The organism is Halomonas sp. BC04 (genome assembly GCF_000568385.1).
Window position 1 is genome coordinate 1 of sequence record NZ_AZQX01000153.1, and the last position, 19,329, is coordinate 19,329.

The following is a 19,329-nucleotide window of genomic DNA, read 5'->3' on the forward strand; positions in this document are numbered from 1 at the left end:
GGAGATCATTGCACGCTTCGAGAAGGCCGGCCTCCAGGTCGTGGCCGCCAAGATGCTGCACCTCTCCGAAGAGAAGGCCGGCGGCTTCTACGCCGAACATAAAGAGCGTCCCTTCTTCAAGGATCTGGTCGGTTTCATGACCTCCGGCCCGGTCGTCGTGCAGGTGCTGGAAGGCGAAGATGCCATCGCCAAGAACCGTGATCTGATGGGCGCCACCAACCCCAAGGAAGCGGCCCCGGGCACCATCCGCGCCGACTTTGCCGAGACCATCGATGCCAATGCCGTACATGGCTCTGACTCTCCGGCCTCCGCCGAGCGGGAAATCGCCTATTTTTTCAATGCCGACGAAATCTGCCCCCGCTAAGCCACACCAGGCTTGCCTCCGCGGGGGCATTTTCGCCCCCGCCCCTGTCCCTCCGATGCCCGTGATGCCATGACCGCCACCGCTTCCCAACGCACCAACCTGCTCGGCATGACTCGCGAGGAGATGGAAGAGTTCTTCCTCTCCATCGGCGAGAAGAAGTTTCGTGCCGCCCAGGTGATGAAATGGATCCACCACGAAGGCTGCGCCGACTTCGCGGCCATGACCAACCTGTCCAAGGCGCTGCGCACGCGCCTGGCCGAGGTGGCCGAGATTCGTGGGCCCGCGGTGGTCTATGAGGGCACCTCCAGTGACGGCACCCGCAAGTGGGTGCTGGAAGTGGAGGACGGCACCTATGTGGAAACCGTGCTGATCCCGGCCGAGAACGGCAAGCGTCGCACCCTGTGCGTCTCCTCCCAGGTCGGCTGCTCACTGGACTGCAGCTTCTGTTCCACCGGCAAGCAGGGCTTTCAACGCAACCTCTCCAGCGCCGAGATCATCGGCCAGGTCTGGGTGGCAAGCAACAGCTTCGGCCCGCGCCGCGACACCGCCAATCGCCCGGTCACCAATGTGGTGATGATGGGCATGGGCGAGCCGCTGATGAACTACGACAACGTCGTACCGGCCATGAAGCTGATGCTGGACGACAACGGTTACGGCCTCTCCAAGCGTCGCGTCACCCTGTCGACCTCCGGCGTGGTCCCGATGCTCGACAAGCTGGGTGACGAGCTCGACGTGAGCCTGGCCATTTCGCTGCATGCCGCCACCGACGAACTGCGCAGCGAGCTGGTGCCTCTGAACAGGAAGTACAACATTCGCGCCCTGCTGGATGCCTGCCAGCGCTACCTCGCCAAGTGCGGCGATACGCGGATGGTGACCATCGAATATACCCTGATCAAGGACGTCAACGACCAGCAGGAGCATGCCGAGCAGCTCGCTGAACTGCTGCGCGAGCTGCCGTGCAAGATCAACCTGATTCCCTTCAACCCCTTCCCCCACTCGGGCTACGAGACACCGTCGCGGAACCAGACGATGCGATTCCAGCAGTGGCTCTACGAACTGGGCTATACGGCTCCGGTTCGCAGCACACGCGGCGACGACATCGATGCCGCCTGCGGCCAGCTGGTGGGCCGGGTGAAGGATCGCACCAAACGCCATGAGCGCTATATCCGCTCGATACAGATCGACGCCGACTGACGCGGGTGGCCGCCTTGACTTCAACACGTCACGGCGCTTTGATGGACAGGCTTTTTCGTACCGCCACCACTGCCGACAAGTTCTTCGCATGAGGATGCCATGACGCGCTGTCCCTCCCTGCCCTCCCGACTCAGGCCGCTTTCGCTGGTAGCGATGCTCGCCGGGTCGCTATGGCTGACCGGCTGTGCCAGCCAGGCCGAACGGGGCGACGGCAGCAGCCCCGCCGAGGCATTCACCGAGCTGGGCATGGCTTACCTGGAGCAGGATAACCTCCCCCGCGCCATTGCGGCGCTCAACCGCGCCCTGGAAAACGACGCAAGAAATCCTCAGGCACTTCAGGCCATGGCCATTGTCTATCAACGGCAAGGCGAGGACGAACTGGCCGACGAGACCTTCCAGCAGGCCCTCAAGGCCGACCCCGATTACAGCCGGGCGCGCAACAACTACGCCGCCTTTCTCTATGACAAGGGCCGCACCGCCGAGGCCTGTGAGCAGCTCGAACTGGCGTCCCGCGACACCCAGTACGCCAACCGCGCACAGCTCTTTGCCAATCTGGGGCAGTGCCACTGGGAAATGGGGGACCTGGCCAAGGCTCGCAGCAGCTTCGAGCGCGCTCAGAGCCTTGAGCCACGGAGTCCGAGAAGTTATTTCGCACTGGCAGAATTGGAGCTGACGCTGGGGAACCCGGAGCGTGCCCGCCAGCAGCTGGATGCCTTTATCCGGCTCGCGGGGATGACGCCGAATGCCCAGGCGCTGGCCAATGACATTGCCGTGGCCCGAAGCGGGAGCACGGCCGTTACCCCTGACCCGGACACCGTACGTGACGCCCCTTGATCAACGATTCATGACGAAGGATGCTCAGCCATGAGCGACAATCACAATATCGATACCGTCGACTTCGGGTCCCAGGCCTCTCCCGGCGAACTGCTCCGCCGCGAGCGCGAGTCTCAGGGCCTCACCCGGGAAGAGGTGGCTGCGGCACTCAACCTGCGGCCCGCCGTGGTCGGTGGATTGGAAGAGGACAACTACGATCAGGTTCCGGTTGCCGCCTATCGCCGCGGCTACCTGCGCGCCTATGCCCGCCTGCTGGGCATGGATGACCAACCCGTGCTGGAGTCCTACGCCAATCGCTTCAGCAGCCAGGAAGTGGAACAGCGGGTGACACCGGTGAACATCTCTCGTCCCCCGTCCCGTATCGGCGCCTGGCTTTTCAAGCTGGTAACCCTGCTGGTCATTGCCGGGCTGATCGGCCTGACCCTGGTATGGTGGCAGAGCCGGGGCGGCAACGACATGCTCGACTTCGGCGACAGCAGCCCCGTCTCGGTGGACAACCTCGATGGCACCACCACCTTGGTGGAAGAGGCACCCCGCCCCGAGGTGGAAGAGTCGCTCCCGCCGCTGCCCGAAGAGGGCGTTGACCCGATCAGCCCCCAGGCACCCGCCGTACCCTCCCCGCAGGTCGACCCGACCGGGGCCGAACGACTGGCGACGACCGACGCCGACGAGCCGCTTCCCGCGGACGTCGAGGCGGCGACCGAGGAGGTCGCCGAGACCCCCGACATCGTCACCGAAGAGGAGCCCGAGGTCGTCGAGGCTCCCGCCGCCGGCGATGCACGACAGCTGCAGCTGACCTTCAACGAGCAGTCCTGGACCGAGATCTTCGATGCCAATAACCAGCGCATCTTCGTCGGCCTGCAGGAGGCCGGCACCACCGCCAGCGTGGAGGGCGACCCGCCCTTCCGCATGACCATCGGCAATGCCACCGGCGTCGAGCTGATATGGCGCGGCGAAGCGGTCGATCTCGCTGCCCGCGCCGGCGCCAACAACGTCGCTCGCTTCACTCTGGGAGAATGATTCCGTCACCATGCACGCTCAATCGCCCATCATTCGACGCAAGTCTCGTCAAATCCATGTCGGCAAGGTACCGGTCGGGGGAGACGCCCCCATCTCCGTGCAGAGCATGACCAATACCGACACCCTGGACGTGGCCGCCACCGTAGCCCAGATCCGCCAGCTGGAAGCCGCCGGGGCCGATATCGTGAGAGTCTCGGTGCCGACCATGGATGCCGCCGAAACCTTCGGCCGCATCAAGCGCGAGGTCGAGGTGCCGCTGGTAGCCGATATCCACTTCGACTACAAGATCGCCCTGCGCGTCGCCGAACTCGGCGTCGACTGCCTGCGCATCAATCCCGGCAACATCGGCAAGGAAGAGCGGGTTCGCGCCGTGGTCAGCGCCGCTCGGGACAACGGCATCCCGATCCGCATCGGCGTCAACGCCGGTTCGCTGGAGAAGGAGCTGCAGCGCAAGTACGGTGAACCGACACCGGAAGCCTGGTGGAGTCGGCCATGCGCCATATCGATCACCTCGACCGCCTCGACTTCCAGGACTACAAGGTCAGCGTCAAGGCCTCTGACGTGTTCATGGCGGTGGCCGCCTACCGCCGGCTTGCCACCCTGATCGAGCAGCCGCTACACCTGGGGATCACCGAAGCGGGCGGCCTGCGCTCGGGCACGGTGAAATCGTCGATCGGTCTCGGCATGCTGCTGATGGACGGCATCGGCGACACGATACGCGTGTCCCTTGCCGCCGATCCCGTGGAGGAGATCAAGGTCGGCTTCGACATGCTCAAGAGCCTTCGACTGCGGGCCAAGGGTATCAACTTCATCGCCTGCCCCAGCTGTTCGCGCCAGAATTTCGATGTCATCGGCACCATGAACGCCCTGGAGGAACGACTCGAGGACATCATGACGCCGCTGGACGTTTCCGTGATCGGCTGCGTGGTCAATGGCCCGGGCGAGGCCAAGGAGGTCGATCTCGGCCTCACCGGTGGCTCACCCGCCAACCTCGTCTACATCGACGGCAAGCCCGCCTCCAAGCTGAGCAACGACCATCTCGTCGATGACCTCGAGCGCTTGATTCGCGAGCGGGTACGCCTGAAAGAGCAGGCCGAACAGGATGTGATCGCCCGCGACCAGTAAGCCGGGCGACAACAAGGAGTCAGCATTGAGCAAGTCCCAAGTCAGCACTAAAGAGCCGGGCAAGAAGATCCAGGCCATTCGCGGCATGAACGACCTGCTGCCGGAGCACTCATCCCTCTGGCAGTACTTCGAGGGCACCGTGCAGTCGCTGATGCAGCGCTACGGCTATGCCGAGATCCGCACGCCCATCGTCGAGCAGACCGCCCTGTTCGCCCGCTCCATCGGCGAAGTCACCGATATCGTCGAGAAGGAGATGTACACCTTCGAGGACCGCAACGGCGACAGCCTGACCCTGCGCCCCGAAGGCACGGCAAGCTGCGTCCGCGCCGCCATGGAGCATGGCCTGCTCCACAACCAGACCCAGCGGCTGTGGTACCAGGGCCCCATGTTTCGCCACGAGCGCCCGCAGAAGGGGCGCTATCGCCAGTTCCATCAGGTCGGCCTGGAAGCCTTCGGCCTGGAGGGGCCGGACATCGACGCCGAGGTGATCCTGCTCTCGGCACGACTGTGGAAGGAACTCGGCCTGATCGATCACGTGACGCTTGAGCTCAATTCACTGGGCTCCAACGAGGCCCGAGCCGCCTATCGTGACAAGCTGGTCGCCTACTTCGAACAGCATCGTGACCAGCTCGACGAGGATTCGCTGCGCCGCCTGACCAGCAATCCGTTGCGCATCCTGGATTCGAAGAACCCTGACATGGCGCCGATGCTGGCCGACGCGCCCCGGCTCATGGACCATCTGGACGACGAATCCCGCACGCACTTCGAGCAGCTCACCCGGATGCTCGAGGCCGCCGGCATCGACTACACGATCAATCCGCGCCTGGTGCGCGGCCTGGACTACTACTGCCGCACCGTCTTCGAGTGGACCACCAGCGCACTGGGGAGCCAGGGTACCGTCTGTGCCGGCGGCCGCTACGACGGCCTGGTGGAGCAGCTCGGTGGCAAGCCGACACCCGCCGTGGGCTTCGCCATGGGCATCGAACGCCTGGTGCTGCTGCTGCAGACGCTGGAGCTAGTGCCGCAGAGTGCCCTGGGCGAGCTGGACGCCTACCTGCTGCCCATGGATGATGGCGCCACCGGTAGTGCCATGCTGCTGGCCGAGCAGCTGCGCACGGCGCTGCCTGCCTTGCGGCTGCAGCTTCACTGTGGTGGCGGAAGCTTCAAGAGTCGCATCAAGAAGGCCGACAAGAGCGGCGCCCGCTTCGCCCTGCTGCTGGGCGAGGATGAATTGACCAATGATCGGGTGAGCCTTAAGTTCCTGCGCGAATCGCGCGACCAGCAGAGCCTGAGCCGGAGCGCGCTGGTCGCCGAACTCGCTACCTTGTTGTCAGGCAACGTTGCCAAATGACGCTGCCGCCTGACCCGAATCGGACATGCCGTAAAGGAGACCGCCCGTGGCGGAGCTGAGAACTGAAGAAGAACAGCTGGATGCCATCAAGCGCTGGTGGAAGGAGAACGGCACCTCGCTGATCGCCGGTGTGGCCCTCGCCGCCGCCGGTATATTCGGCTGGAACGCCTGGCAGAACTACCAGGAGAACCAGGCCGAGGCGGCCTCGCTGCGCTACCAGCAGCTGGTCAACCTGGCCGACGCGGGAACACTTGACGATGACGGCCTGGCCCAGGCCCGAGCCCTTGCTGACGAGATCGTCGACAACCACGGCCGCACGCTCTACGCCGACATGGCACGACTGATCGACGCCCGCCTGGCGGTCGCCCAGGACGACCATGACGCCGCCAAGGACGCCCTCAGGGCGGTGATCGATGCAAGCAACCGTGACTACATCCAGGGCCTGGCCAGGCTGCGCCTGGCCCGCCTGCAGGTGGCCCAGGGCGATGCCGAGGCAGCGCTCGAGACCCTGGGGAGCGGCATTCCCGATGCCCTGGCCGCCCAGCGAGCCGATATCCGCGGCGACGCCCAGCTCGCGCTGGGCCGCGAAGACCAGGCGCGCGAAGCCTGGCGTGAAGCGCTGGCCCATGCCGAGCAGCGTGACCAGCCGATCTACGGTGTCCAGCTCAAGCTGGACGACCTTGGCGTTGAAGAGGCGATACTATGATTTCCATCATGCGGAGCAAGGCATCCCTGGCCATTGTCGCCACGCTCACGTTCGGGCTGCTGGCCGGCTGCGCCAGCAAGTCGGAGCCGCGCTACTCCCCCAAGGAGCTCTCTCGCTTCGATGCCACCGTCCAGCTGGACAGCGACTGGCGCCAACGGGTCGGCCAGGGTCTCGGACGGGCCCAGTACCCCATTGCCCCGTCCCTTGACGACGGCACCCTCTATGCCGCCGACGAGCGCGGCCGGGTGATGGCCTTCGAGGCCGACAGCGGCAACAGGCTATGGCAGAAGGACCTCGAGGTCGGCGTTTCCAGCGCCCTGACCGCCGTGGCCGGCGAGATCTACCTGGCCACGCGCAATGGCGAAGTACTGGCGCTCAGCCAGACCGACGGCGAGGTGCTGTGGCGCTCGCGGGTGCCCAGTGAAGTGCTGGCCGCCCCCCAGCCTACCCAGCAACTGCTGGTGGTGCAGAGCGTCGACGGCAGCGTCACCGCCCTGGATCGCAGCAGTGGCCAGGAGCTGTGGTCGCACAGCACCACCGAGCCCGCCCTTACCCTGCGCGGCACCGGCACGCCCTCGGTGATCGATCCGGTCACCTTCGCCGGCTTCGCCAACGGTCGCCTGGTCACCCTGGACAACCGCAGTGGGCAGCCGCTGTGGGAGCGGCGTATCGCCGTTCCCCAAGGCCGCAGCGAGATCGATCGCATGGTCGACCTCGGCGGCCAGCCGGTGCTGACCCCGGATGGACGGCTGTTCGTCACCAGCTACAATGGCCGCCTGGTGGCCCTGCAGGCCAACACCGGCGAGATCCTCTGGGAGCGTGAACACTCCAGCCACCTGACGCCGGTCCTGGTGGGCGATCGCCTCTTCACCGTCAACGAAGCCAGTCACCTGATCGCCTTCGATGCCCGCAGCGGTGAGGAAGTGTGGCGCAACCGCGACCTCGAGGGTCGCTGGCTCACCCCCCCCGCCTTCGCCGGTGGCAACCTGGTGGTGGGCGACTTCGAAGGCTACCTGCATCTGGTCGATACCCAGAGCGGTCGCTTCACCGCCCGGACCCGGATCGACAGCTCCGGCATCAGCGTGCGCCCCGTCACCGATGCGCGGCGCATCTATGTGCTGGCCAATAACGGTCGCCTGGAAGCCCTGGATATCCGTCGATGACACCTGTGATTGCCCTGGTCGGCCGCCCCAACGTGGGCAAGTCGACCCTGTTCAACCGCCTGACCCGTTCGCGGGACGCTCTGGTGGCTGACTTCCCCGGCCTGACCCGTGACCGCAAGTACGGTAACGGCCTGCTCGGCGACAAGCGCTATACGGTCATCGATACCGGTGGCATCAGCGGGGACGAAGAGGGTATCGACGCGGCCATGGCCGAACAGTCCCTGGTGGCCATCGACGAGGCCGACATCGTGCTGTTCATGGTCGATGCCCGCGCCGGTCTCAACGTGGCCGACGAGGCCATCGCCAACCACCTGCGGGTCAACCAGAAGAAGACCTGGCTGGTGGTCAACAAGACCGATGGCCTGGAAGAGCACTCGGCCATGGCCGACTTCTGGGCGCTGGGTCTGGGCGACCCCTTCCCCATCGCCGCGGCCCACGGTCGCAACGTCACCACCCTGATCGAGACGGTTCTCGAGCCCTTTCCCGAGCGCGACGAGAGCATCCCCGCCGATACCGGCACCAAGGGGATCCGCATCGGCGTGATCGGCCGCCCCAACGTGGGCAAGTCGACCCTGGTCAATCGGCTGCTGGGCGAAGAGCGGGTGGTGGTATTCGACGAGGCCGGCACCACCCGGGACGCCATCGAGATACCCTTCGAGCGTCGCGGCAAGCCCTATGTACTGATCGATACCGCCGGTGTGCGGCGACGCAAGAACGTCCACGAAAGCTTCGAGAAGTTCTCGATCATCAAGACCCTGGAAGCGATCAAGGAGTGCCATGTCGCCGTCATGGTGCTGGATGCGCGCAGCGGCCTGGTGGAGCAGGACCTGCATCTGCTCGACTACGTGCTGACTTCCGGACGCGCCCTGGTGCTGGCGGTGAACAAGTGGGACGGGCTGGAAAGCGAGGCCAAGGAGACGATGCGCGCCGAGATCAAGCGCCGCCTGGGTTTTGCCGACTACGCCGAACTGCATTTCATCTCGGCCCTGCACGGCACCGCGGTGGGCGATCTCTACCCCTCCATCGAGCGCGCCTTCGCTTCCGCCAACAGCCACTGGTCGACCAACCGCCTCACCACCCTGTTGCAGGATGCGGTCAGCCAGCATTCGCCACCCCTGGTGCATGGGCGCCGCATCAAGCTGCGCATGGCCCACCAGGGCGGCAGCAATCCACCCATCATCGTGGTGCACGGCAACCAGACCGAAGCGCTGCCCGAAGCCTACAAGCGGTACCTGATCAACACCTTCCGCAAGGTACTCAAGGTTCGCGGCACGCCGATCCGCTTCGAATTCCGCTCCGGCAGTAACCCCTTCGACCCCATGGCCGATGCCAGCGATCGCGAGAAGGCCAAGAAGCGCGAGCTGGGACGCACCAAGGAGGCTCGCAAGAGCCGTCGCTGAACCCGCCGACTACGTTGACATCACTGCTACCCAGGCATCGCCGGCTCCCGGCCGGCGATAGCGCTTCCCTCGTCGTGTCCTGGCGCTCCCGGTTACCATGCCATTGCGGAAAGTGTCTTGACAGCGAGGCCCGTGGAACCTGAAATACGCCCGTTTACCAATCGCTGCTGCCCGTCCGGGCAGGGAGACCCTGCATGTTCCTGACCCGCTTACTGCCGAATCTCTCCCAGCGTCGCCGGCGCTGGCGCATGCTCGTACCACTGTGCCTGGCGGGGCTCTTGACCGGCTGCCTGGCGATTCCCCAGACCGGCCTGTTCGCCTTCCGCCTGGCTGTCACTTCTCTGGGGGTGGAAGAGGTGCGCATCGGCCCCTACGCCGTGGATGCCCGCCTGGATACCAGCGATATGATGTCACTGGCGCTCTCGAGTCTCGGCGCCGGCAGCCTGCCGGTGCAGGCGACCCTAGCATGGGCCTGGGGCTGCCCGCCGGCATGCCGCCGGTGGAGATGTCCGGCTTCCGCTGGACGCTGGACATGCCCGGTGTCGACCCGGTCAGCGGTAACTACGAGCAGGACGTGACCCTCACCTCGGGTGACGATGCCAACCTGCGCCTCCCGGTGGCCTTCGACCTGCTGGGCGGTGGCCGCGAGCAGCTTCGCCCCATGGTGGAGCTGGCCAGCCAGCTGGCCAGCCAGGGTGAGCTTCCCGCCGGCAGCGAGCTGGCCATCACCCCCGGGGACCTGCGAGGCCTGGGTGTCACCCTGCCTGCCGGCCTGCTCACCCCCACCATCCGCCTGGGTGTGGGAGAGGACGGCTCGCTGATCCCAAGGAGGTAATGCTACCGGTCGACTCGGGGCTGTTCCGGCGACAGGCCTGTTCGGGGGCGCTGTGAACCCCTCCCTGGGCGCTACCGATGCCATCCCTGGCATAGGACCCCCTCCAGGCCTGTCCCCGGCGCCCCTTGACTCGGTGTCGCTGACAGCTACTTCCCGTGCAGGCGACGACGTCCCACCCAGTGGCTGGCGAACTGCCAGGCCCCGCGGCCGCTRCGCCCGCCCCGCAGGGTGGCGAAACGAATAGCCTCGGCCCGGGCCTCGGCCCCCCAGTCCCGGGCGGTGCCCAGCTGGGTGACCCAGTGGCAGCACGCCTCCAGGTAGGTGTCCTGGTTGAAGGGATAGAAACCCAGCCACAACCCGAAACGGTCCGACAGCGAGATCTTCTCCTCCACGGCATCGCCATGGTGCAGCTCATCGCCCACCAGCTGCGACGCCTCGTTGTCCGACAGCGACTCGGGCAGCAGGTGGCGGCGGTTGGATGTGGCATAGAGCAGCACGTTCTCCGGCGGCCCGGTCAGGGCACCGTCGAGCACGCTCTTGAGGGCCTTGTAGGCATCGTCGTGTCCCTCGAAGGAGAGGTCGTCGCAGTAGACGACGAAACGCTGTGGCTGGTGCCGCAGCTGCTCCACCAGGGTCGGCAATCCCGACAAGTCGTGGCGATCGACCTGCACCAGCCGCAGCCCTTCCGCCGAGAGACTGTTAAGCAGGGCACGGATCAGCGATGACTTGCCGCTGCCACGGGAGCCCCATAGCAGGGCATGGTTGGCCGGCAGCTTCTGCAGGAAGGCACGGGTATTGTCCACCAGCGCCAGCTTCTGGCGCTCGATGCCCAGCAGGTCGTCCAGCGACAGGGCATCTCGGGGCGGTACCGGCAACAACCGCCCGCCAAACGCGTGGCGCTGCCACAGTGCCGCCACGTCTCGGCTCCAGTCCACCTCCTGCGGGGTAGGGGGAAGCCAGTGCTCCACATGATCCAGCAGGCGACTGAGGCGTCTGCTCAGCTCCTCGTCCATCGGCATATCCTCGGAAGTTCCATGGTTTACGATTGACCTTATGACCCTACGGAGTATCTTGTGGCGAACCGCCATCCCCGTCCAGGGTCTCAATAGTCCCGGACACAGGAGATATTCGCCATGCGCTGGATTCGCCCCCTTGCCGTGACCATTCTGGTCCTGACCCTGGCTGCCTGTGAAACCTCCCCAACCGGACGGCAGCAGCTCACCCTGGTGTCCGACACGCAGCTCAATCAGATGGGCCGCGAGGCATTCGAGCAGTACGAGCAGGACCTGCCACCCGCCGGCCAGGCCGAGCAGCGCTACGCGCAGTGTATCGCCAATGCCCTGGTCGCCGTGCTGCCGGAGCGCGAGCGCAATCAGGACTGGCAGATTCGCGTCTTCGAGTCGGAACAGGCCAACGCCTTCGCACTCCCCGGGGGCTACATGGGCATCAACACCGGCCTGCTTCGGGTGGCCCGCAACCAGGACCAGGTCGCCGCCGTGGTCGGGCATGAGATCGGCCACGTGCTGGCCCGCCATGCCAATGAGCGTGTCTCGACCCAGATGTCCACCCAGCTTGCCATGTCGGTTCTCTCCACGGCTGCCGGTTTGCAAGGACCGGGCGGCGAACAGCTGATGGGCGCGCTGGGCCTCGGCGCCCAGTACGGCATCCTCCTGCCCTTCTCGCGCCGCCACGAAACCGAAGCCGATATCATTGGCCTGCGCGTGATGGCCGATGCCGGCTTCGACCCTCGCGCCAGCCTCGAACTGTGGGACAATATGAGCGCCGCGGGCGGCGCACGCCCTCCGGCCTGGATGTCGACCCACCCCAGCCACGGCCAGCGCACCCAGGTGCTGCACCAGGAGATGGATGGCGCCTTGGCCCGTTTCGAGCAGGCACGACGGGCCGGCCGTCAGCCCAACTGTCCCCGTCCTTGAGCCTAGGCTGACGTAAACGCCCCCTGACAGGAAACAAGATGCTGAAAATTGGACTGCTGCTGTTGATCGTGCCGCCAATGACACTGATGGGGCTCTATTTCTGGGAGCTCAGCGACGTACGCGAATGCACCCTGATGCAGGGCGGTTACTGGGATTACCTGGATGGCGTCTGCCGCGACACGTCCCAGCCCTTCGTGCCCTGGGTGGAGCGCCAGCCACTACTGGTCAACGGCGGCATGCTGCTCTCCGTGGTGGGCCTGGTTACCTGCATGGCGGGGCTCTACGTCAAGCGACGCTGAGGGCTCCCTGCAAAGCAGCGCCAGGGAACCTCTTGATCAGGCCAGCCGCCCGGCCAGTGTCAGCAACACGGCCATCAGTATGATGAGCACCGCCGTGGCGGTGCCCAACAGCCCGAACAGCCGGCCCTCCCCCGGTCGGCGCAGCGAAGCAATCCCCATGCCGGCAGCGATCAGTTGCAGGCCAATGAGGAACAGCAGCTCCACACCGACCAGGCTGATACCCGGCGAGTACCCCCCGGTGTCACCCGGCGCACTGTCCGCGATAATCGAGGCCACGACTACCAATCCAGCCAGGAAAACGGCGCCGAACAGCGCCATGAGCAGGGACACAATGCCCAGGCTGGAGCGACGGGGCGGTGGTGATGCCATTCCGATACCTCTCGTCTAGGAGCCTGTCGGACTTAACGCTGATCTACTGCAAATCCCGGTAATGGGCTCGTGCGGCGAGTGCGAAGGCAGGGGCAATACCGCCCCGCCTTGCCTGGATGCTATCGCCATCTCCTAACTGCCAGCCGTTTCTTCCTCATAAAGATAGCAGGCCACCGAGTGTTCACGGGCGATCAGTCGGCGCTGGGGAGATACCTGGGAGCTGAAGTGCACTGCCAGGGACGCCGAGCCGTCGGCCGATACATCCGCTGCCTCCACCAGTGACGGGTGTTTCGCGGTGAGTATCGCGGTGAGTTCCTGCCTGGCGGCATCGACGCCATCTCCGCGTACCGGCAGATAGACATCCAGCCCGGCCAGCTCCGGCGTGCCCAGGTGCTCGATCTCCTTGCCGGCGATTCGCCATTCACTCATGGCCGTGACCACATCGCGCCCCTCCCAGCCGCAGTGGCTCATGGCCATGGGGCAACGGGTGTGGAAGTGGCAGCCATTGGGTGGATCCACCGCACTGGGGATCTCCCCGGCGCTCTCCAGCGGCGGCTTGACCACCGCCGGATCAGGCTCGGGGCTGGCATCGAGCAGCAGCTGGGTGTAGGGATGCTTGCGCTCGTGGATCACCTGCTCGGTGGGCCCCACCTCGACGATTTCGCCCAGGTACATGATTGCCACCCGGTCGGCCACATAGCGGATCGTCGGCAGGTCGTGGCTGACATAGACGAAGGAGATGCCCAGCTCGTTACGGAAGCGGTGCATCAGGTTGAGCACCCCGGCACGGATCGAGACGTCGAGCATCGAGACCGGTTCGTCGGCGACGATGAGGCGCGGCTCCAGCACGATGGCCCGGGCGATGGCCACCCGCTGTCGCTGCCCGCCGGACAGCTCGTGGGGGAAGCGATCGCGGTAGATTTCCGCCGGCTTCAGGCCGGCACGCTCCAGCGACTCGATCACCTTGCGCTCCAGAGCCTCACCCTCCGCCAGCCGGTGGATGATGAGCGGCTCGCCGACGATATCAAAGATGGTGAAACGCGGGTTCAGGGTCTGGTAGGGATCCTGGAAGATCATCTGGGCGCTGCGGCGGAATGCCTTGAGTTCGCGCCCGGCAAATCGGGTGATATCGACGCCATCAAAACGGATCTCGCCCTCCGTGATGTCCTGCAGGCGCACCAGCATCTCGCCGGTGGTGGTCTTGCCCGAACCGGATTCACCGGCCAGCCCCAGTATCTCGCCCTCACGCAGGTCGAAGGAGATATCGTCGACGGCATGCACCTTGCGATCCTTGTGCCTGCCCCGCAGCCCGTCCAGGAAGCCCTGCTCCACGGGGAAGTGCTTGCGCAGCCCATCCACCTCCAGAAGCAGCGACGAGTCGACAGCGACAGGCTCGATGGTACCCGCCCCCTGCACCGGCTCGTTCAGGCGCTCACCGACCACCGCCCAAGTGTCGTTCCTGGCTGCCTTCTCGCGGAACGCCTCGACCTGCTCCGGGTAGTGGCAGGCGGAGCGTCGATCCTCACCCACGCTGAGCAGCGGCGGGGTTTCGCTGGTGCACCGCTCGGTGGCGAAGGGACAGCGCTCAGCGAAGCGACAGCCCGAGGGTGGGTTGAGCAGGTTGGGCGGGCTGCCGGGAATCGAGATCAGCTCACGCTGGGCACCCTCCAGGTCGGGAAGGCGTTGGTCAGCCCCATGGTGTAGGGATGAAACGGCGTGCCGAACACCTCCCGCACCGGCCCTGTCTCCATGATCTGGCCACCGTACATCACCGCGACCCGGTCGCAGGTCTGCACCACCACCGAGATGTCGTGGGTGATGAAGAGCAGCCCCATGCCACGCTCCCGGGCGCAGCTTGGAGAGCCGGGCCAGGATCTGCGCCTGGGTCACCACATCCAGCGCGGTGGTCGGTTCGTCGGCGATGATCAGCTTGGGGTCCAGCGCCAAGGCCATGGCGATGACCGCACGCTGCTTCATGCCGCCGCTCATCTCGTGGGGGTAGGCCGAGAGACGCGCGGGATCGATGCCCACCGCCCGGAACAGGTCCTCGGCATGAGCCAAGCCTCATCCCGCTTGATCTTCACATGGGCGTTCATTGCCTCGAGGATCTGGTCACCCACGGTGTAGACCGGGTCCAGCGCATTCATCGCCGCCTGGGAGATCCAGGCGATCTCCTTCCAGCGCACCTTGCGCATCGCCTCCGAGTCCAGCTCGACCAGGTTGCGCCCGTCGAAGTCGATGCGCCCACGGGGCACCTCGCCATTGGGTGGCAGCAGGCGCAGCATGGCCTTGGCGGCGGTGGTCTTGCCGCAGCCGGACTCGCCCACCAGGCCCAGCGCCTCGCCGGGCCGCAGGTCGAAGTCGATGCCGTCCACCGCCTGCACCGGGCCGGCCCCGGTGCGGTAGTGAATGGCCAGGTCGCTCACGGTCAGTAGTCGTTGTTCGGTCATCGGCGTGCCCTCAGTCGCGGATTGGCAACCAGCTCCAATGAGCGGGAGATGAAGAACACGGAGAGCACCGTGATCATGATGAATAGCCCCGGGGGCAGGTTCCACCACCAGGCGTCACGCCAGGCACCCGAGAGTCTTGCGTTGTGCAGGATGCCACCCCAGGAGATCGACTGGGGCGGCCCCAGGCCCAGGAAGGAGAGCGTTGCCTCGGCGATGATCGAGACCCCGACGATGATGGCCAGCTCCAGGAACACCAGCGGCATGACGTTGGGGAAGATGTGCAGGTACATGATCCGCAGGTCCGAGGCACCGGCGACCCGGGCGGCCTTGACGAAGGGACGCTCGCGCAGCGACAACACCTGGGAGCGAATCAGGCGCGCCACGGTACGCCAGGTCAGCAGCGATACCGCCAGGATCACGATGAACAGGCTGGGCTCGAACAGCAGCACCAGGATCAGCGCGAAGGGTTCGAAGGGGATGCCGTACATCACGTCGACGGTACGCATCAGCACGGTTTCGGTGCGACCGCGGAAATAGCCGGCGATCAGGCCCACGTTGGCGCCGATCAGCACCACCAGGGAAGCACCGATGAAGCCCACCAGCAAGGCGATCCGCGAGCCATAGACATTCTGGCTGTAGAGGTCCCGGCCCAGATGGTCGGTGCCGAACCAGTGCTCCCCGGAAGGCGGTGCCAGTCGGTTGACGAAACGATCGGAGCCCAGGGCGTAGAAGGCGTCCTCCGTTACCATCAGGGTGCGCAGGTGGCGCTCCTCGTCGCTGGGCATCAGCCGCCAGGTGTCACCGTCGCGCTCGAAGATAATGCTGCTGCGTCCCACGGCGAAGGCCTGCCCCTCCTCGGTGACCCAGCCGGCGCGCATGGCCCGGGAATCGGGGGCATCCTGGCTCTGCCACTGCTCGCCGAGGGCACTGCGCGCCAGCAGGGTGCCCCGCTCGCCGACGATCAAGCCCTGGCCGTTCTCGGCCATGTGGATATGATTCAGGCCGCGATTCGTGGGCATCCGCTCCAGCGTCAGGCTGTCGTCCTCGGGATCTAGCCGCAGGCTCAGGCCGCGCTCACCGACGATCCAGGCGCTGCCATCCACGTCGGTGGCCACTGAGTTGAGCGTCATGCCCCGTCCCAGCGGGCTCTCAAGCGCCTCGAAACTACCCGAGGCGACGTCGAGCCGCCAGATGGCCTCGTCTTCGCCCACCATCAGTGCCGTAGCCTCGTCACGCCAGGTGACGCTGCTCAGGTGGGTCGCTTCAGGGGCGTCGAAACGCTGCCAGTCGCTGCCCCGGCCTGCGTCGGCGAGCAGCACCACGGCACCGCCCTGGCCCACGGCCAGTGCGGATCCCGCCGGGCTGATGGCCACGTCGTTCAGGGTGGCGTCCAGCGGCGCCTCCAGCTCCTGCCACTCGTCGTCGGCGAAGCGCCAAACCGCGCCGTCGCGCCCCACCGCCATGCCGATACCGTCGCGGTAATCAGCGGCATTGAGGGTACGCCCCGCCCAGTGCCATCTCCTGCACCCAGCGTACCTGGCCGTCCTCCACCGTGCGGGTCAATAGTGAGCCTTCCTCCCGCTCGTTGACAGAAAGTGGCTCATGGGTGGAAAGAAATGGCGCAAACAACGCCATCGCGATGATCGACAGCAGGACCACCAGGCCTATCATGGCCAGGCGATCGCCGACGATGGCGCGCAGCGGTTCCTGCGCGCTCTTGAGAAATCTGGATCGCATCATTTGAAGCTCACCCTCGGGTCAAGCATGGTGTAGAGGATGTCCACCAGCAGGTTGAGGGAAACCACGAAGGCCGCCATCACCAGGAAGCTGGCCTGGGCGAGGGGGAAGTCCGAGGTGCGTACCGAATTGAGGATCTCGCGCCCCAGTCCGGGCCAGGAGAACACCACCTCGACCACCACCTGGCCACCGGCGGCAAGCCCGATGGTCACCGCCAGCTGTGTCACTACCGGCAGCAGGGCGTTGCGGGCCGCGTGTGCGTAGAGAATGCGTCGCTCCGGCAGCCCTTGGCCCGGGCCATCTCGATGAAGTCCTCGCCGTACACTTCAAGCATGGTGTTGCGCATGATCAGCAACGGCGAACCCAGGTAGTAGAGCGCCACCACCAGCGCCGGCAGAATCAAGTGATGCAGGAAATCCAGCGTGAATATCTTGTCGAGGAAGCCGGAGGCCTCGTAGGGCAGCGTGCGCATGCCACTGGTGGGCAGCCAGCCCAGCCCGATCCCGAAGATCAGGATGGCGATCATGCCGGTCCAGAACATGGGCGCCGAGCGGAACATCAGCCCGACGAAAATGCCGGAGGTATCGATGCGGCTACCGCGGCGCCAGGAGAGCCAGGCGCCGAGGGGGGCACCGATGCCATAGGCCAGGATGATGGCGGGCAACATCAGGATCATGGTGTTGCCGAGCCGCTCCCAGATGATATCGGCCACCGGGGCGCGATAGTGGAAGGAGTAGCCGAAGTCACCCTGGACGATATTGGCCAGGTAGATGAAATACTGCTCCCAGATCGGTCGGTCGAGGCCGAAACTAGCGCGAATCTGCTCGCGCTCCGCGGGATTCAGCCCTTCGGTGATCAGGGCGGCGGTCGGATCGGGAAGGCCGAGACGGAAGAGGAAGAACAATACAGTGGCGATGATGAACAACGCCATGAACCCGTGCAGGACACGGCGTATCAGGTAGCTTCTGCGTGACGACATGGCATGCTCGCTGTTGACGACTATTCACTCCCCACCGCCGGGTAGGCGGAGGGGAGTGGCGACGTACGCGTTAAAAATGGAAGGGAGGGTTACTTGACCAGGCGACCTTCGTCGTCCCAGGAGTAACCGGCCTCTTCCAGTTCCGCACGGGCGGCATCCATGTCGAAGTCGAAGCGCTCGACGAAGGGTTCATGCCAGAAGGTGTTGACCGGGGCGATGACGCTGGAGCCCACCTCGCCACGACCGTCGAGCAGCACGTTGACCATCCGCTCGCGGTCGGAGGCCATGGTCAGGGCACGGCGCACGGCACGATCGCTCATCGGCTCGTGACGCAGGTTGTAGGTCATGTGGAAGTAGCCGAAGTCCGGCACGTTGACCACGGTGAGGTGCTCCTCACCCTCCGCCAGGCCGATCTGGCCGGGCTCCATGCGCCAGGCGGTAACGTCGATCTGGCCGGTCTGCAGGCCGGTGTAGACGCCTTCCATGTCCGCATAGATGATGAACTCGACGCCATCCACGGCGATCTCGTCGGCGTAGAAGTGGTCCTCGAACTTGCTCAACGCCATGAACTCGCCACGGTCGAAACGCTCATGCACGAACGGGCCGGAGCCGACGGTGGGTGTGTCGGAGGGCGACAGGGTGGATGCATCCTCGATGCCTTCCCAGATGTGCTTGGGCAGGATGGGGATCTGCGACAACGAGATGCTGGCAAAGGAAGCCGACGGCTCGCTCAGGTGGAAGTGCACGGTGAGATCGTCGATCTGCTCGGCATTGTCCAGGGCGGCCAGGTAGGAGTTGAAGTAGCTGTAGTCCTGGTCCAGGTAGTAGTTCCAGGTGAAGGCCACGTCCTCGGCGGTGACCGGCTCGCCGTCATGGAAGGTCATCCCGTCACGCAGGGTCACGGCAATGGTGGTCTCATCGACCTGGTCTACCGACTCAGCGGCCCAGGGCAGCGGCTCCACGTCGGCGGAGAGACGAACCAGGCGATCGTAGTAGAGACGCATCCATTTCCAGCCCCAGACCGAGGTGGAGGCCAGCGGATTGAGATTATCCGGCTCCTGGGGGCCGCCGATACGCAGGGTACTGCGATCACCGACCGGGGTCGCCTCCATGGGCCCCACTCGCTATAGAGGCCCTCGCCCGCCATGGGGTTGATGCCCTCGAAGGCATCGTGGTTGAAGGCCACCACCTCGTCGCGGTGGAACAGCACCGCCACCGGCATGTCCGGCATGTAGAGCGCCTGCATCTCATGAACGATACGTTGGCGCTCGTCCATGTCGAAGGCCTGTGACTGCTGGTCGAACAGCGCGTCGAACTCGGGGTTTTCATAGCCCCCCGGATTGTTGCCGCCCGGGTGGGCCTGGCGGGAATCCAGTGTGCTCAGGAAGAACTGTGGATCGAGCCTGTCGGTACGACCGCTCCAGCCGAGAATGGTGACGTCGAAATCCTGCTGATCGTAGAAGCGCTCCAGGGCGGTGCTGAACTCGGTCGGCTGGACATTGACCTCGAGCCCCAGTTCACGCCATCGCTCGGCGATGATGAAGGCCGCTTCATAGCGGATCGGGTCAT

Annotated in this window: 20 protein-coding genes and 2 pseudogenes; 12 read left to right on the forward strand and 10 right to left on the reverse strand. The window is 65.4% G+C overall.

Features of this window, described 5'->3' with window-relative positions; all coding sequences use genetic code 11:
- The 10 genes and pseudogenes from ndk to Q427_RS10870 all read left to right on the forward strand — a co-directional run.
- A partial coding sequence (gene ndk / locus Q427_RS10825) for a nucleoside-diphosphate kinase (protein ID WP_043513747.1) occupies positions 1–364 on the forward strand: 364 nt, incomplete at its 5' end.
- Positions 365–433: 69 nt separating this feature from the next.
- Positions 434–1,558 carry a 23S rRNA (adenine(2503)-C(2))-methyltransferase RlmN gene (rlmN, locus tag Q427_RS10830; RefSeq protein WP_043513748.1) on the forward strand — a complete coding sequence of 375 codons (1,125 nt, stop codon included), beginning with the start codon at positions 434–436 and terminating at the stop codon, positions 1,556–1,558.
- A gap of 99 nt (positions 1,559–1,657) precedes the next feature.
- Positions 1,658–2,392: a type IV pilus biogenesis/stability protein PilW gene (pilW, locus tag Q427_RS10835; RefSeq protein ID WP_043513750.1), complete on the forward strand. Its 735-nt coding sequence runs from the start codon at positions 1,658–1,660 to the stop codon at positions 2,390–2,392.
- Between the two features lie 30 nt (positions 2,393–2,422).
- Positions 2,423–3,412 (forward strand): RodZ domain-containing protein, encoded by a 990-nt coding sequence (locus Q427_RS10840; protein WP_043513752.1) that lies wholly within the window; start codon positions 2,423–2,425, stop codon positions 3,410–3,412.
- A 10-nt stretch (positions 3,413–3,422) separates the two neighbouring features.
- Positions 3,423–4,537, forward strand: a pseudogene (gene ispG / locus Q427_RS10845) (flavodoxin-dependent (E)-4-hydroxy-3-methylbut-2-enyl-diphosphate synthase).
- A 25-nt stretch (positions 4,538–4,562) separates the two neighbouring features.
- The gene (gene hisS, locus Q427_RS10850) at positions 4,563–5,888 is read left to right on the forward strand and encodes a histidine--tRNA ligase (RefSeq protein WP_043513754.1); all 1,326 of its coding nucleotides are present in this window, start codon (positions 4,563–4,565) and stop codon (positions 5,886–5,888) included.
- 46 nt (positions 5,889–5,934) lie between these two features.
- A complete protein-coding gene (locus tag Q427_RS10855) occupies positions 5,935–6,594 on the forward strand; it encodes a YfgM family protein (RefSeq protein ID WP_043513756.1) in 660 nt (219 codons plus the stop codon).
- Entirely contained in the window at positions 6,591–7,757 is a 1,167-nt protein-coding gene (gene bamB / locus Q427_RS10860) for an outer membrane protein assembly factor BamB (RefSeq protein ID WP_043513758.1), read from the forward strand. Before Q427_RS10855 ends, bamB begins: the two co-directional genes overlap by 4 nt.
- Positions 7,754–9,157: a ribosome biogenesis GTPase Der gene (der, locus tag Q427_RS10865; RefSeq protein ID WP_043513760.1), complete on the forward strand. Its 1,404-nt coding sequence runs from the start codon at positions 7,754–7,756 to the stop codon at positions 9,155–9,157. Before bamB ends, der begins: the two co-directional genes overlap by 4 nt.
- 194 nt (positions 9,158–9,351) lie before the next feature.
- A pseudogene (locus Q427_RS10870) lies at positions 9,352–9,992 on the forward strand (hypothetical protein).
- 146 nt (positions 9,993–10,138) lie between these two features.
- On the opposite strand, the gene Q427_RS10875 reads toward Q427_RS10870, so the two are convergent.
- Complete coding sequence (locus tag Q427_RS10875) at positions 10,139–11,005, reverse strand: ATP-binding protein (RefSeq protein WP_043513770.1); 867 nt, start codon at positions 11,003–11,005, stop codon at positions 10,139–10,141.
- A gap of 120 nt (positions 11,006–11,125) precedes the next feature.
- Between Q427_RS10875 and Q427_RS10880 the strand changes: the two genes are divergently transcribed.
- Together Q427_RS10880 and Q427_RS10885 are read left to right on the forward strand one after the other, a co-directional pair.
- Entirely contained in the window at positions 11,126–11,926 is an 801-nt protein-coding gene (locus Q427_RS10880; RefSeq protein ID WP_043513762.1) for a M48 family metallopeptidase, read from the forward strand.
- A 38-nt stretch (positions 11,927–11,964) separates the two neighbouring features.
- Positions 11,965–12,225, forward strand: coding sequence for a hypothetical protein (locus Q427_RS10885; protein ID WP_043513764.1), 261 nt, complete (start codon positions 11,965–11,967; stop codon positions 12,223–12,225).
- A gap of 36 nt (positions 12,226–12,261) precedes the next feature.
- Here the strand turns inward: Q427_RS10885 and Q427_RS10890 are convergent, their stop codons facing one another.
- The 9 genes from Q427_RS10890 to Q427_RS33875 all read right to left on the reverse strand — a co-directional run.
- The gene (locus Q427_RS10890) at positions 12,262–12,594 is read right to left on the reverse strand and encodes a hypothetical protein (protein ID WP_043513766.1); all 333 of its coding nucleotides are present in this window, start codon (positions 12,592–12,594) and stop codon (positions 12,262–12,264) included.
- A 132-nt stretch (positions 12,595–12,726) separates the two neighbouring features.
- The gene (locus tag Q427_RS10895) at positions 12,727–14,655 is read right to left on the reverse strand and encodes an ABC transporter ATP-binding protein (RefSeq protein ID WP_269321228.1); all 1,929 of its coding nucleotides are present in this window, start codon (positions 14,653–14,655) and stop codon (positions 12,727–12,729) included.
- The gene (locus tag Q427_RS33855) at positions 14,580–15,044 is read right to left on the reverse strand and encodes an ATP-binding cassette domain-containing protein (protein WP_269321229.1); all 465 of its coding nucleotides are present in this window, start codon (positions 15,042–15,044) and stop codon (positions 14,580–14,582) included. Before Q427_RS33855 ends, Q427_RS10895 begins: the two co-directional genes overlap by 76 nt.
- A complete protein-coding gene (locus Q427_RS28795) occupies positions 15,041–16,507 on the reverse strand; it encodes an ABC transporter permease subunit (RefSeq protein WP_051496293.1) in 1,467 nt (488 codons plus the stop codon). The genes Q427_RS33855 and Q427_RS28795 overlap by 4 nt, the downstream gene beginning before the upstream one ends.
- Positions 16,508–16,526: 19 nt before the next feature.
- Complete coding sequence (locus Q427_RS33860) at positions 16,527–16,784, reverse strand: hypothetical protein (protein ID WP_043513768.1); 258 nt, start codon at positions 16,782–16,784, stop codon at positions 16,527–16,529.
- Positions 16,781–17,008, reverse strand: a complete 228-nt coding sequence (locus Q427_RS33865) for an ABC transporter permease subunit (protein ID WP_231613622.1) — start codon at positions 17,006–17,008, stop codon at positions 16,781–16,783. The genes Q427_RS33860 and Q427_RS33865 overlap by 4 nt, the downstream gene beginning before the upstream one ends.
- Complete coding sequence (locus Q427_RS10910) at positions 17,008–17,760, reverse strand: ABC transporter permease (protein ID WP_231613623.1); 753 nt, start codon at positions 17,758–17,760, stop codon at positions 17,008–17,010. Before Q427_RS10910 ends, Q427_RS33865 begins: the two co-directional genes overlap by 1 nt.
- An 89-nt stretch (positions 17,761–17,849) precedes the next feature.
- Positions 17,850–18,764, reverse strand: a complete 915-nt coding sequence (locus Q427_RS33870) for an ABC transporter substrate-binding protein (protein ID WP_231613625.1) — start codon at positions 18,762–18,764, stop codon at positions 17,850–17,852.
- Positions 18,689–19,329: ABC transporter substrate-binding protein (locus Q427_RS33875; RefSeq protein WP_442905478.1), on the reverse strand; the 641-nt coding region annotated here is incomplete at its 5' end. The genes Q427_RS33875 and Q427_RS33870, both read right to left, overlap by 76 nt.

Bases quoted from the DNA above. Each gene is read 5' to 3' on its own strand.
- Q427_RS10840 (WP_043513752.1), top strand. From the start codon at position 2,423: ATGAGCGACAATCACAATATCGATACCGTCGACTTCGGGTCCCAGGCC.
- Q427_RS10890 (WP_043513766.1), bottom strand. From the start codon at position 12,594: ATGGCATCACCACCGCCCCGTCGCTCCAGCCTGGGCATTGTGTCCCTG.
- pilW (WP_043513750.1), top strand. From the start codon at position 1,658: ATGACGCGCTGTCCCTCCCTGCCCTCCCGACTCAGGCCGCTTTCGCTG.
- Q427_RS10910 (WP_231613623.1), bottom strand. From the start codon at position 17,760: ATGTCGTCACGCAGAAGCTACCTGATACGCCGTGTCCTGCACGGGTTC.
- Q427_RS10885 (WP_043513764.1), top strand. From the start codon at position 11,965: ATGCTGAAAATTGGACTGCTGCTGTTGATCGTGCCGCCAATGACACTG.
- rlmN (WP_043513748.1), top strand. From the start codon at position 434: ATGACCGCCACCGCTTCCCAACGCACCAACCTGCTCGGCATGACTCGC.
- Q427_RS33860 (WP_043513768.1), bottom strand. From the start codon at position 16,784: ATGATGCGATCCAGATTTCTCAAGAGCGCGCAGGAACCGCTGCGCGCC.
- Q427_RS28795 (WP_051496293.1), bottom strand. From the start codon at position 16,507: ATGGCGGTGGGGCGCGACGGCGCGGTTTGGCGCTTCGCCGACGACGAG.
- Q427_RS33855 (WP_269321229.1), bottom strand. From the start codon at position 15,044: ATGACCGAACAACGACTACTGACCGTGAGCGACCTGGCCATTCACTAC.
- Q427_RS33870 (WP_231613625.1), bottom strand. From the start codon at position 18,764: ATGCGTCTCTACTACGATCGCCTGGTTCGTCTCTCCGCCGACGTGGAG.
- bamB (WP_043513758.1), top strand. From the start codon at position 6,591: ATGATTTCCATCATGCGGAGCAAGGCATCCCTGGCCATTGTCGCCACG.
- Q427_RS10880 (WP_043513762.1), top strand. From the start codon at position 11,126: ATGCGCTGGATTCGCCCCCTTGCCGTGACCATTCTGGTCCTGACCCTG.
- der (WP_043513760.1), top strand. From the start codon at position 7,754: ATGACACCTGTGATTGCCCTGGTCGGCCGCCCCAACGTGGGCAAGTCG.